Origin of the sequence: Klenkia terrae (assembly GCF_900491935.1) — a bacterium.
GTDB lineage: Bacteria > Actinomycetota > Actinomycetes > Mycobacteriales > Geodermatophilaceae > Klenkia > Klenkia terrae.
Genome location: NZ_UEXK01000004.1, coordinates 1,814,015 through 1,825,974 on the forward strand (window position 1 = coordinate 1,814,015; position 11,960 = coordinate 1,825,974).

At 71.3% G+C, this 11,960-nt stretch carries 14 protein-coding genes; 5 read left to right on the forward strand and 9 right to left on the reverse strand.

From position 1 onward, the window contains the following. Positions 1 to 4 precede the first annotated feature (4 nt). From LFA75_RS09375 to LFA75_RS09390, 4 genes are read right to left on the reverse strand one after another with little or no spacing between them, the layout of a single operon-like run. On the reverse strand, positions 5 to 841 hold the full coding sequence (locus tag LFA75_RS09375; protein WP_225233375.1) for an HpcH/HpaI aldolase/citrate lyase family protein: 837 nt from the start codon (positions 839 to 841) through the stop codon (positions 5 to 7). Continuing rightward, positions 838 to 2,001: an acyl-CoA dehydrogenase family protein gene (locus LFA75_RS09380; protein WP_225233376.1), complete on the reverse strand. Its 1,164-nt coding sequence runs from the start codon at positions 1,999 to 2,001 to the stop codon at positions 838 to 840. Before LFA75_RS09380 ends, LFA75_RS09375 begins: the two co-directional genes overlap by 4 nt. A gap of 1 nt (position 2,002) precedes the next feature. After that, positions 2,003 to 3,205, reverse strand: a complete 1,203-nt coding sequence (locus LFA75_RS09385) for a CaiB/BaiF CoA transferase family protein (RefSeq protein ID WP_225233377.1) — start codon at positions 3,203 to 3,205, stop codon at positions 2,003 to 2,005. Then, a complete protein-coding gene (locus LFA75_RS09390) occupies positions 3,202 to 3,726 on the reverse strand; it encodes a MaoC family dehydratase (protein WP_225233378.1) in 525 nt (174 codons plus the stop codon). The genes LFA75_RS09385 and LFA75_RS09390 overlap by 4 nt, the downstream gene beginning before the upstream one ends. A 74-nt stretch (positions 3,727 to 3,800) precedes the next feature. Here LFA75_RS09390 and LFA75_RS09395 point away from each other — a divergent pair, with 74 nt between their 5' ends. Then, positions 3,801 to 4,997 carry an amidase gene (locus LFA75_RS09395; RefSeq protein ID WP_225233379.1) on the forward strand — a complete coding sequence of 399 codons (1,197 nt, stop codon included), beginning with the start codon at positions 3,801 to 3,803 and terminating at the stop codon, positions 4,995 to 4,997. Here LFA75_RS09395 and LFA75_RS09400 read toward each other — a convergent pair. Continuing rightward, entirely contained in the window at positions 4,987 to 5,691 is a 705-nt protein-coding gene (locus tag LFA75_RS09400; protein WP_225233380.1) for an alpha/beta hydrolase, read from the reverse strand. The two genes, LFA75_RS09395 and LFA75_RS09400, sit on opposite strands and share 11 nt — an antisense overlap. A gap of 74 nt (positions 5,692 to 5,765) precedes the next feature. Between LFA75_RS09400 and LFA75_RS09405 the strand changes: the two genes are divergently transcribed. Further along, the gene (locus tag LFA75_RS09405; RefSeq protein WP_225233381.1) at positions 5,766 to 6,314 is read left to right on the forward strand and encodes a TetR/AcrR family transcriptional regulator; all 549 of its coding nucleotides are present in this window, start codon (positions 5,766 to 5,768) and stop codon (positions 6,312 to 6,314) included. On the opposite strand, the gene LFA75_RS09410 is transcribed toward LFA75_RS09405, so the two are convergent. After that, a complete protein-coding gene (locus LFA75_RS09410) occupies positions 6,301 to 7,413 on the reverse strand; it encodes a VOC family protein (RefSeq protein ID WP_225233382.1) in 1,113 nt (370 codons plus the stop codon). The genes LFA75_RS09405 and LFA75_RS09410 overlap by 14 nt on opposite strands. 65 nt (positions 7,414 to 7,478) lie before the next feature. Between LFA75_RS09410 and LFA75_RS09415 the strand changes: the two genes are divergently transcribed. After that, positions 7,479 to 7,646, forward strand: a complete 168-nt coding sequence (locus tag LFA75_RS09415; RefSeq protein WP_225233383.1) for a hypothetical protein — start codon at positions 7,479 to 7,481, stop codon at positions 7,644 to 7,646. A 312-nt stretch (positions 7,647 to 7,958) separates the two neighbouring features. Here the strand turns inward: LFA75_RS09415 and LFA75_RS09420 are convergent, their stop codons facing one another. From LFA75_RS09420 to LFA75_RS09430, 3 genes are all read right to left on the reverse strand, one after another. Further along, positions 7,959 to 8,609, reverse strand: coding sequence for an HNH endonuclease signature motif containing protein (locus LFA75_RS09420; protein ID WP_225233384.1), 651 nt, complete (start codon positions 8,607 to 8,609; stop codon positions 7,959 to 7,961). Further along, positions 8,602 to 9,843: an AAA family ATPase gene (locus LFA75_RS09425; protein ID WP_225233385.1), complete on the reverse strand. Its 1,242-nt coding sequence runs from the start codon at positions 9,841 to 9,843 to the stop codon at positions 8,602 to 8,604. Before LFA75_RS09425 ends, LFA75_RS09420 begins: the two co-directional genes overlap by 8 nt. A 64-nt stretch (positions 9,844 to 9,907) precedes the next feature. Then, positions 9,908 to 10,609, reverse strand: coding sequence for a FadR/GntR family transcriptional regulator (locus LFA75_RS09430; protein WP_225233386.1), 702 nt, complete (start codon positions 10,607 to 10,609; stop codon positions 9,908 to 9,910). A 113-nt stretch (positions 10,610 to 10,722) separates the two neighbouring features. Here LFA75_RS09430 and wrbA point away from each other — a divergent pair, with 113 nt between their 5' ends. Both wrbA and LFA75_RS09440 read left to right on the forward strand, forming a co-directional pair. Beyond that, positions 10,723 to 11,337 (forward strand): NAD(P)H:quinone oxidoreductase, encoded by a 615-nt coding sequence (wrbA, locus tag LFA75_RS09435; protein ID WP_225233387.1) that lies wholly within the window; start codon positions 10,723 to 10,725, stop codon positions 11,335 to 11,337. After that, entirely contained in the window at positions 11,334 to 11,939 is a 606-nt protein-coding gene (locus LFA75_RS09440) for an isochorismatase family protein (protein WP_225233388.1), read from the forward strand. Before wrbA ends, LFA75_RS09440 begins: the two co-directional genes overlap by 4 nt. Positions 11,940 to 11,960: the final 21 nt, after the last annotated feature.

Here is an 11,960-nt window from a genome sequence, read left to right on the forward strand (position 1 = left end):
TGCGTCAGCCGGACAGGGCGAGGGTGCTGCGGGCCTGGCGGGCGACGGCCTCGTCGAGCATCCGGCCGTCGGCACCGATCGCCACCCCGGGGGACGCCGCCAGCCGGGTCAGCACGTCGCGGGCCTCGGCGACCTCCTCGGGCGTGGGCCGGCAGACCCGCTCCACCACCTCGACCTGCGCCGGGTGGATGCACGCCCGGCCGCGGAAGCCCATCGCCGTGAGCGCCCGGGTCTGCGCCTCGAAGGCGGCCAGGTCGCGGAACTCGGTGGACACCGCGGCCGGCGGCGGCGCGATGCCGGCGGCGGCCGAGGCGAGCACGACGGCGCTGCGGGCCAGCAGCAGCTCGGCGCCGTCCGGGCCGGGGGTGACGCCGAGGTCGGCGGCCAGGTCGACCTCGCCGAGCTGCAGGCAGCGCACCCGCGGCCCGCCGGCCAGCGCGGGGGCGGCGAGCACCCCGGCGGCGCTCTCCACCAGCGGGCTGACCCCGATGCCCCCCGGCGAGCGCCCGGTGGCCTCCTCGGCGGCCAGCAGTTGGCTGTGCACCCGCTCCAGCAGCTCCCGGGACGCCGCCTTCGGCAGCACGACGCCGGTCAGCCAGGGCGCCCGGGCCACGGCGTCGACGTCGTCCCGACCCCGCTCGCCGGTGTTGACCCGTACCCACACCTGGGCCGCCGGCCGCTCCCCGAGCAGGGTGAGGACGGCGGCCCGGGCGGCGTCCTTGCCGGCCGGCGGGACGGCGTCCTCCAGGTCGAGGACGACGGCCCCGGCCCCGGTGGCGACCGCCTTGGCGAACCGGTCGGGCCGGTCGCCGGGCACGTAGAGCCAGCTGCGGACGGTCACCCGACGACCGTCGTGCCCGCGACCAGCGACTTGGCGATGACGGTGCGCAGCACGTCGTTGGTGCCCTCGCCGATCGCCATCAGCGGGGCGTCGCGGTAGAGCCGCTCGACGACGAACTCGGTGGAGTAGCCGTAGCCGCCGTGGATCCGCATGGCTTCCAGGGACAGCGCCAGCGCGGTCTCCGAGGCGAACACCTTGGCCATGCCGGACTCCGCGTCCACCCGCTGGCCGGCGTCGGCCTTGGAGGCGGCCCAGTAGGTGAGCAGCCGGGCGGCCTGCAGCTGGGTGGCCATCTCGGCCAGCTTGAGCGCGATGGCCTGGAACTCCGCGATCGGGTGCCCGAACGCCTCCCGCTCGCCCGCGTACTTCAGCGCCGCGTCGTAGGCGGCCTGGGCGACGCCGACGCTGCGGCCGGCGATGTTGAGCCGGCCGATCTCCAGGCCGCTCAGGGCCTGCTTCATGCCCAGGCCCTCGACGCCGCCGAGCAGGTCGGTGGCCGGCACCCGGACGTCGACCAGCGAGATCTCGCAGGACTCGGTGCCCTTGTAGCCGAGCTTGCCCAGGTCCCGGCTGACCTCGAAGCCCGGGGACGACGTGTCCACCAGCAGCAGCGACATGCCGCGGTGCCGGGGCTCGGCCTTCGGGTCGGTCTTCACCAGCACCGGCAGCACGTTCGCGTGCCGGGCGTTGGTGATCCAGGTCTTGGTGCCGTTGACGACGTAGGTGTCGCCGTCCAGCACCGCCGTCGTGGCGATGCCCTGCAGGTCGGTGCCCGCGCCGGGCTCGGTGAGGCCGACGCCGGTGCGCCACTCGCCGGTGGCCAGCTTGGGCAGGAAGCGCTGCTTCTGCTCCTCGGTCCCGTGCTTGGCGATCATCCAGGCCGAGAGCCCGTGGCTGCCGAGGATGCCGGCGATGCCCATCCAGCCGCGGCTGATCTCCTCGTAGACGAGGGTGAAGCTGACCATGTCCAGCGCCAGGCCGCCGAACTCCTCGGGCGTGGTCAGGCCGAACAGGCCCATCGCCTTCAGGTGGTCGACGATCTCGGTCGGGTAGCGGCCGGTGCGCTCCCACTCCGAGGCCACCGGCACGATCTCGCGGTCGACGAAGCGGCGCAGCGCCTGCTGGAAGTCGCGCTGCTCCTCGTTGAGGGTGAAGTCCACGTCAGTGCTCCTGGTGTCCGAAGGCGCCGGCGGCGGCCAGTGCGGCGACCTTCTCGGGTGGGTAGCCGAGCAGGTCGGTGATCGCATCCTGGTGCTCGTTGCGGTGCGGGGCGCGGCGGTGCTCGGTGGGCTGGTCGCCGAAGCGGACCGGGCTGCCCACCTGCCGCACGGTGCCCCAGTGCGGGTGCTCGGTCTCCAGCAGCAGCCCCCGGGCGGCGGCCTGCGGGTCGGCCAGCGCCTGGACCACGTCGTTGATCGGGGACGACGGCACCCCCGCGGCCTGCAGCAACGCCATCCAGTGCGCCACCGTGTCGGCGGCGAACACCGCCTTGAGCTGGGGCAACAGCTCGGCGCGGTGCACGTCGCGGAGCTGGAAGGTGGCGAACCGGTCGTCGTCCCCCAGGTCGGGCCGTTCGAGGACGGCGACCAGCCGCTGCCAGAACTTCTCCTTGGCGCAGCCGACGACCAGCCAGCCGTCGGCGGCCTGGAACGCCTGGAACGGGACCAGCGAGGGGTGCGCGGAGTCGACGGTGCGGACCGGTTCGTACCCCGCCGTCATCGCCCAGGTGGCCGGGTAGGTCAGCAGCGACATGGCGGTGTCGTAGAGGGAGACGTCGCAGTCCCCGCCGACGCCGTCCCGCCGCGCGGCGTGCAGCCCGGCCATCAGCGACAGCGCGGCGACGAAACCGCTGGAGAAGTCCACCAGCGACAGCCCGGTCTTGGTCGGCGGGCCGTCGGGGTCGCCGGTCAGGCTCATCCAGCCGGCGATGCCCTGCAGCACGTAGTCGTAGCCGGGCTCGGCCGCGCGCGGGCCGGTCATGCCGAAGCCGGTCAGGCTGCAGCAGACGACGGCCGGGTTGAGGTGCGCGAGGTCGGCGTACCGGATGCCGATCTTGGCCGGGACGTCGCCGCGCAGGTTGGACCAGACGGCGTCGCTGGTGCGCACCAGGTCCTCGAACACCGCGCGCCCGGCCGGCGTGGAGATGTCCAGGGACAGGCTCTGCTTGTTGCGGTTGAAGGTCTCGAAGAACAGCGACTCCTCGCCGTGCACGTACGGCGGGACGTAGCGGCCGATGTCCCCGCCGGTGCGCGGGTCCTCGATCTTGATGACCTGGGCGCCGAGGTCGGCCAGGTGCACGCTGCCGAACGGGCCGGCGCCGTACTGCTCCAGGGCGATGATCCGCACGTCCTCCAGCGGCCTCATGCGGTCAGCGGCCCGGTCTTGGCCTCGGGGAAGTGGCCCTGCCCGATGCCGGACTCCCTCGTGGCGACCATGACCGAGCGCTTGAACGAGATGCACTCGTCGCCCTCGGAGGTCAGCCCGCGGGTCACCATCGACACGATGCCCGCGTAGGGCCGGGACTTCGACGCCCGCAGGCCGGTGCACAGGCTCTCCGCGTAGAGGGTGTCGCCGACGTAGACCGGGTGGGTCAGCCGGACGTCGGTCATCTCCAGGTTCGCCACCGCGTTCTGGCTCATGTCCAGCACGCTCAGGCCCAGCGTCAGGGCGATGGTCAGCCCCGAGTTCACGATGACGCGGCCGCCGGTGATGGGGTTCTGCGCGGCGAGGTGCGCGTTCACGTGCTGCTGGTTGGTGTTCATCGTCAGCATGGTCAGCCAGGTGTTGTCGGCCTCGGAGATCGTGCGGCCGAGCGGGTGCTGGTAGACGTCGCCCACGACGTAGTCCTCGAAGTACCGACCCAGGACGGCTGGGTGTGTGGTCATGGAGACCTCCCTCGACAGCCGGACGGTAAACGTCTGATGATTACGCGCGCAACCCCTCGACCCGTGGAGGACCGATGGACGACGCCCGCACCAACTCCGTGATCCGCCGGGTCGACCGCCCCGTCGTCCCCGGGGGCACCCTGTCCGGGATCCGGCTCGGGGTGAAGGACAACATCGACGTCGCCGGCGGCTCGACGACCTGCGCGTCGGCGTTCTTCGCCGACCGGGTGCCCGGCGCGGACGCTGAGGTCGTGCAACGGCTGACCGCCGCCGGCGCCCAGCTCGTGGCGACGCTGAACCTGAGCGAGTTCGCCGTCGGGGTGACCAACCAGAACTCCGCGGCCGGGCCGTGCCGGAACCCGTGGGACCTCGACCGGGTGCCGGGTGGCTCGTCGGGCGGGTCGGGTGCGGCGGTCGCCGCCGGGGTGGTGGACCTGGCGCTGGGCACCGACACCGGCGGGTCGATCCGGCTGCCGGCCTCGGCGTGCGGGGTCGTGGGGCTGCGGCCCACGATCGGCTCGATCCCGACCGACGGCGTCTTCCCGGTCTGCGACGACGTGGACACCGTCGGCCCGCTGGCCAGGGACGTCGCACTGGTGGCCCGGGCGCAGCGGGTGCTGACCTGCTCGACGGCGGCGCTGCCCGCACCCGCCGTCCCGCGCCGGATCGGGCTGCCGGTGCAGCTGCTCACCGACGTCGACCCCGGCGTCCGGGCGGTGGTGGACGCCGCGGTGGCGGTGTTCGGGGCCGAGGTCGTGCCGATCGAGGTCGAGGGCCTGCTCGACGCCCAGGACATCGTCTACACGCTGGTCTACGCCGACCTGGCCCGGATCCACGCCGACCGGCTGGCCACGGAGCCGGACCGGTTCCACCCGGACACGCTGGTCCGGGTCGGCCTGGGCCGCGGCATCACCGCTGACGAGCGGGCGGCCGCCGTCCTCGCCCGGCAGGCGCTGCAGGACCGGATCTCCGCGGCGCTGGACGGCGTCGACCTGCTGCTCACCCCCACGATGCCGGTCGACGTGCCGCGCGCCGACCCCGACGACGTGCTGCGGGTGTCCCGGCGGCTGGGCCAGCTGACCTACCCGTGGTCGCTGCACGCCGGGCCCACGCTGGCGCTGCCGGTGGGCCGGCACCCGCAGTCGGGGATGCCGGTGGGCGTGCAGCTGACCGCGCCGGTGGACGCCGAGGACGTGCTGCTCGCGGCCGGGCTGTGGTTCCAGGAGCAGACCGCCTGGCACACCGCGCGGCCGCCGGCGGTCAGCCGCTGAGGCCGAGCACCAGGTCGCGGACCTCGGCGGGCCGGGAGAGGAACGGGTGGTGCCCGGCGTCGATCTCCACGACCCGGCCCGCCCGCTGCGCGAACTCCCGCTGCCGGTCGGCCGGTGTCCCCCGGTCCTGGGTGCAGACCAGGTAGGTCGAGGGCACGTCGTGCCACGCGGCCGCCCCGACGGTCTGGCCGAGGACCTGCACGCCCTGCCGGGCCAGGCGCTCGGTGGCCTGCTGCTGCACGTCGCTGGCGCAGTCCTGCAGGAACGTGTCCACCAGCAGCTCGGGCCGGACGGCGAAGGTGCCGGCATCCGGGTCGACGGCGAGGAAGGGGGCCGGGCCGCCGTCCCCGCCGAAGTCGGCCAGGCACTGCCCGACCTCCGGCAGGTAGCTGGAGACCAGCAGCAGGTGCCGCACGGCGCCCACGCCGGCGGCGGCCTCGGCGGTGACGATGCCGCCGTAGCTGTGCGCCACCACCACGGTGGGCTCGTCGCTGCCGGTCAGCACGGCGCGGACGGCGGCGACGTCCTCGGTCAGCCCGGGTCCGCCGGTGCCGGCGGCCGGGCCGGTCTCGCCGCAGCTGGGCAGCGCCGGCGCGACGCTGGCGACGCCCCGCTCGGCCAGCAGCTCCGCGGTGCGGTGCCACCACCACGCGCCGTCCCGGACGCACGCCCCGTGCACGAACACGACCCTCATCGCTGCTCCCGAATGTCTCGACTCCGTCACCGAGAACGCTAGACGTAGCGATCGTTACGCGAAAAGCTGTGGCGGTGGGACGACGACCGCAGCCGGAGATCCGGGAGCAGCTGCTGGACGCCTGCGCCGACCACGCGCTCGCCCACGGCCTGCCCGACCGGACCGCCCCGTTCGTCGCGGCCACCGGCACGTCGGCCCGGATGCTGCTGTACCACTTCGGCACCCGCGACCAGCTGCTGCGCGCCGTGCTGGAGCGCGCCCGGCACCGTCAGGTCGCCGCGTACCAGGACCTGCTGCGGGCCCGCCCCGGCGAGCCGTACCCCGACACCCTGGCCCGGGCCTGGGCCGGCATCTCCGGCCCGGACGGGGCGCCGTTCCTGCGGGTGTTCTCACCCCTGCGCGAGGACGCCGACCAGCAGCTGTGGCCGGAGTTCCGCCGGCTGGCCACGACCGACTGGCTGGGCCCGCTCGAGGCCGGGCTGGCCACCCTCGGTCGTCCCGAGCTCGCCACGCTGGTGCTGGCTGTGATCCGCGGGTTGCTGATCGACCGGCAGGCCACCGGCGACGCCGAGCGCACCGACGCCGCCTTCGCCGAGTTCCTGACCTCGCTCAGCCCGAGGTGACGACGAGCTCGTTGCCCTCGGGGTCGACGACCCGGCCCTCGTCGACCAGCCGCCCGCCCGCGGCCAGGGCGGTGTCGATCCTGGCCCGGACGGCGTCCTCGGGCACGGTGAGCACGAGGTGCAGGCGGTTGCGCTGGCGGCGGCGGTCCTCCTCGGCCGGGTCGAGGGGCTGGAAGACCATGACCGGTCCGAGCCGGCGCGGGTCGTGGATCTCGGTGAGCCCGGGCCGCTCGTCGGCGACGTAGCCGAGCACTGCCGTCCAGAACGCCTGCACGGCGGCGACGTCGGCGGCGTCCAGGAACAGCTGCCTGAACCGCGGCAGCTGCGGGTCGGCGACGGCGCCGAGGTCGCGGGCCGCGGACTGCAGGCGGGTGGGCAGCGCGGGGGCGGCGGCCGCCGAGCCGCAGACGCCGTCCTCCCACTGGGCCTTGCCGCTGGCGAGCACGACGAGGTCGGGTCGGACGTCGACGAGCAGCGGCAGCCCGGTGCCGGCGACCAGGTCCGCGGCGGCGGCAGCGAGCCGTGCGGGTGAGTCGGTGCGGTAGCAGGCCATCGCGCTGAACACGGCCCACCACTCCTCGGCGCCCTCGCCCAGCGGTCCGCCGGGCAGCAGGTCGACCTCGTTGCCCTCGGGGTCGGCCTGTCGGACGCCGTACGGGCCCACCCCCGCGCCCAGCCCCAGCTCCGCGACCACCGGGGCGGGGCGGACGACGTCGAGGTGGATCCGGCTGCGCAGCGGTCGGTGCTCGTCGGACCGCCGGATCAGCAGGGCCGGGTCGCGATCCGCGGGGTCCAGCCCGAGCACCGACCCCCAGAACCGGGCCGCGCCCGCCGGGTCCGCGGACTCCAGGACGACGTCCAGCCGCTGCAGTGCCCCGGGATCGGCGGTCAGCCCGAGGTCGCTCGCGGCCGCCGACACCGCGGCGGTGTGCTCGGCGGAGTCCAGCCGCACCCGGGCGCCGCCAGCCCGGACGTCGACGGCACTGCCGGGCGCCAGTTCGGCGATGCGGCTGGCCAGCGCGGCTGCCTGCACCTGGGACGGCGCGACGAACCACGCCGTCGCCGAGCCGCCGATGCTGCGCCAGCCGGGGTCCGCCATCTCGGCACCGTAGTGCCGCACAGGCCCGCCGCGCGACGGTTCCGGAACGGTGCCAGGGTGGAGTGGTGGAGGAGTTCCAGGTCGGCGACACCGTGCAGATCACCCGGGCGGTCGGCCTGGGCCAGGTCGGCACCGTGGTCTGGTGGTACGCCGATCGGGAGCAGTGGCTGGTGCGCATCGGCACCGCCCAGGACTACTACCGCCCGGACGAGATCACCCACTTCCGGCCCTGAGCTGGGTACATCGCTCAGGCGCCGGTCGACACCGTCCCGAGGCCGAGGGGCAGCAGCGCCGTCCCGCTGAGGCATCGGCCGCAGCAGGACCGCGTTCCGGTCGAGGAATTGGAGTCCATCGGCACACCAGCGCCCAGCCACAGGCGTATCTAGCGGCCAGCGGGCGTCCGGAACCACACGTCACCCGTTGGCACCGTCAATGAAGCGCCGGCCCCGCGCTCTGCTCCGGGGACAAGCAGTGCCATCCGGCCGCACCCAGTCCGCGAACTCGACAAGCAGCCCTCGCGGCCACCAACACACTACCGGTCGTTCTTACTCTCCGACAGCGCCAGTTTCGGTGGCAATGAATCCCTGGGTCTCCGCATAGGCGCGCAGTGTTTGACAGAACTCCACTTCATCCGCCAGTTCGTCAACAATCACCTCGGCGAGCGTCTCACGGTCACTGCCAACAGCTAAGGCCCACCGTTCGATGAGGCAGTGCAAGGCCTCGATCCGTTTCGCTCTTTCAATGAGTAGCGCCACGCGGCGCAGCTTCAACTTATCGACTGTCCGCCGGCCCAATTCGTCCCCGGGGCGCCCCTCGATACACGGCCCCACAATTGCGAGATGCGCACTCGGCTCATCAGAGTAGGGATTGAGTAGAGGTGCTGACGCATCGTAGTATGCACCCTTCGCTGTATTGCAGACCGGACATGCGAGCGTGAGATTTCCCCAATCGACCACGAGATCTGGGCGCCGGCTTTTCGGCAAGATGTGCTCGACGTGCAGATAGGCGACACTACTGATTTTCGATTCGCAGTAAGCACATTTTTCGCTAGTTTCGGCAATAAGCAGACTCAGAATCTCACGGTGTCGCCACGGGGAAGGCTTTGAGTCATCTGCGGCCGCCGCGTAGTCCGCCGCCCAGGTCGACCCCTTTGATTGCAAGACCGCTGGCCCCGCATCCTTAGTCAGCTTACGCATCGCCTGCTCGACTCAACGAGTTAACAGCTGCCGGAAATTGATCTTGCAACCCAACGCTTCGCATCGCCAACTGAAGTGACCGCAGATTTTCGGCAGTCGCTCCACCTATCTCAAATGCCGCCATTGCTTCCGCCAGCGCCCCCTCCACCCACATTGGGATTGTCGTGCTCATTCCCAGGACCCGCTGGAGGGTCTCGTCCGCCGAGGCTGACTTGTTGGCCTGATCCAACAGTCTGCTACTGATTCCGGCGCCAGCAACGTCCTCTAGGACATACACGTGACTATCCGCAACCGATGTAACGATGAACGGAGAATGGGTGGCAATAATGAATGAAATCGTGGGAAAGGCGGAAAGAAGGCCCGGGATTAGTGAACGCTGGAGGCTGGGGTGCAAGTGATTCTCAGGTTCATCCATGCAGACGGTAAAGGCGCGGTAAGCGCGGCTTCGCAGCAGCAATTGCCAACTAAGTTCGATGATGGAACTGATTCCGCCAGAGACGGCGTCCATCAAGAATTCGCCGTTTGTCGTCACGACGACAATGTCTGGAGATCGCACAACTAGCCGCACGAATCCGAACGACCCCGGCAGGACTAACGACAGTACTTCCTGGAAAGATTCCCACACATCTCGAGCTTCAGGATTGGCTTCGACGGACTCCGAATCCCGCCCGAACAGTGCTGCGGCAATCAGTGCTTCCTTCATGGCGGTCAGTGGATTCTTGGCGGTGTACGCGCCAGAATATCTGTTCAGAATCTCCGCGAAAAATTGCTCGAAAACTACGTCCGCCGATGAGAACTGTGCAGGGATGTTGACGAGAGGCTGGTAACGACTAATCGAGCGGTGCGAAGAGATATATAGACCCGGAACAGCCTGCTGCTGGTTCAGATTTAGTGTCTGCTCGGCGGAGGACGGGTCTGGATAAAGCAACAGATCGGTTTGGCCCCCCAGTTCGTACCAAAGGGTCCCCACGCTTCTTACACCAGCACGCTCCTCCGCTCGCCCGTCCGAGCGCCAGTATTGCCGACCGCCACCTTCCGGAACGCCCAGTAGTTGACTTTGCCAGTTGAAGTGCCGGCCGAGAATATTTAAAAGGGTGGTCTTACCAGAGGCGTTAGCGCCCGTGATGACCGTCAAGCGCGGGTGGAACGCTAAATCAATCTCACTAAATTGGCGCCACGATCTTATTTGTAGACGCATGAATGCTGGACGATCGCCCATTTGAGGATTGACCATTATTCGCACATCACCCTTCTGCTACCCGAGAAGCCCCCCGAACATCGGAGCATAAGATCGGCCATCAACCTCGGCTCAAGCGGTCCATCTGCAGATACGCGCCAGTCAGATGGTCAAGGTGCCGCCGCATGGCGGTGATCGCCCCGTCGGCGTCCCGCGCCGCGACCAGGTCGTGCAGCTCCGCGTGGTCGTCGGCGACGCACGACCAGAACCCGTCCGGCGCGTGGTCGCGGCCGAACCGCGTCGCCAGCACCCGGAACAACGGCGCCGTGATGACCTCCAGCAGCGGGTTGCCGGTCGCCCGCAGCAGCACCAGGTGGAAGTCCTGGTTCGCGGAGTAGGTCGCCTCGCCGGTGGACTCGGCGGGGTCGAACTCCGCCCGCCGCAGGTCCTCCAGCTGCTCGTCGGTGCGGTGCCGCGCCGCCTCCCCGGCGGCCGGCACCTCCAGCAGGTGACGCAACGACATCAGCTGCCCGACCGTCACCCGCTCGGCGGCGGCCATCAGCGTCACCCCGGTCTCCAGGTGCGCCGAGAGGTGCCCGACCGTCGGCACGCTCACGAAGCTCCCTCCCGAGACACCCCGGGTGGTCTGGATGAGGTCCTGCGACGCCAGCGACCGCAGCGCCTCGCGCACCGTCGACCGACCCACCCCGAAGTCGGCGGACAGCTCCTGCTCGTTGGGCAGCCGCGACCCCGGCGCCAGCTCGCCGCTGAGGATCCGGGCCCGGATGGTCCCCGCCAGCACGGCGTACGCAGGCCCCGTCACCCGACCCATCCTGCCAGCGCGCACCCGGTTCACACGGTGTTGACAGGGCCGGCGTTGACGGCGGCAATCGTCTGACACTTGGATGGAGCTCCCCGACCCGAGGAGCTCCCCCGGTGCCCGCCACCTCCCGCATCGCCGTCGTCTTCTACTCCTCCACCGGCAACCTGGCCGCCATGGCCGAGGCCATCGGGAAGGGCGCCGAGGAGCACGGCGCCGAGGTCCGGCTGCGGATCGTCCCCGAGCTGGCCCCACCCGCCGCGATCGCCGCCAACCCCAAGTGGCAGGCCTTCGTCGACGAGGCCCGCTACGAGACCGCCACCCTCGACGACCTCGAGTGGGCCACCGGCATCGCCCTGGGCAGCCCCACCCGCTTCGGCCTGCCCGCCGGCCAGCTCAAGGAGTTCCTCGACACCACCGGCGGCCTGTGGTTCCAGGGCAAGCTCGCCGACAAGGTCGGGACGGCGTTCACCAGCGCCTCCACCGGCCACGGCGGCCTGGAGTCCACGATCCTGGCGATGAACAACGTGCTCTACCACTGGGGCTCGCTGGTCCTCCCCCTCGGCTACGGCGAGCGGCACCTGATGAAGGAGTCCGGCAACCCCTACGGCGGCTCCTTCGTCTCCCGCTCCGGCGCCGCCCCCGACGACGTGGCCCTGGAGGCCTGCCGGCTGCAGGGCGTGCGCCTCGCCAAGTTCGCCGGCATCGTCGCCGACGGGCTCGCGGGATGACCGCCGAGCCGGTCCTGGTCGGCATGGGCCGGCTGGCCTCCACCGAGCGACCCGGGCTGGTCCTGGTCGACTGCCAGAAGCTCTTCACCCTGGACCCGGCCGTCTCCGCGGCCGCCGAGGGCTGCGGCCGGGCCGCCGCGGCCGCCCGCGCCGCCGGCGTCCCGGTCGTCTGGCTGCGGGTGCTCTTCGAGGACGACGACGAGCTCGGCCCGGTCTGGACGGCGAAGGCCCCTGCCCTCAAGCAACTGCGCCCCGGCGCCGAGCTGGCCGAGTTCGACGACCGCGTCGGGTACGTCGACGGCGACCCGGTGGTGACGAAGAAGCGGGCCTCGGGGTTCGTGCACACCGTGCTCGACGACCTGCTGCACGAGCTCGACGTCCACACCCTCGCCGTCGCCGGGTTCACCACCGCTGGCTGCGTGCGGGCCACCGTCGTCGACGCCGCCTCGCTGGACTACGCCCCCGTCGTCCTCGCCGACGCCGTCGCCGACCGGTCCACCGCGATCCACGACGCCGCGCTGGTCGACCTGGACGCCCGGTACGCCGACGTCGTGCCCGACGGCGCCGCCTGGTTCCGCGCGCTGGGGTCTACCGCCGGCTAAACGTCTGACCTATGGTCGCCG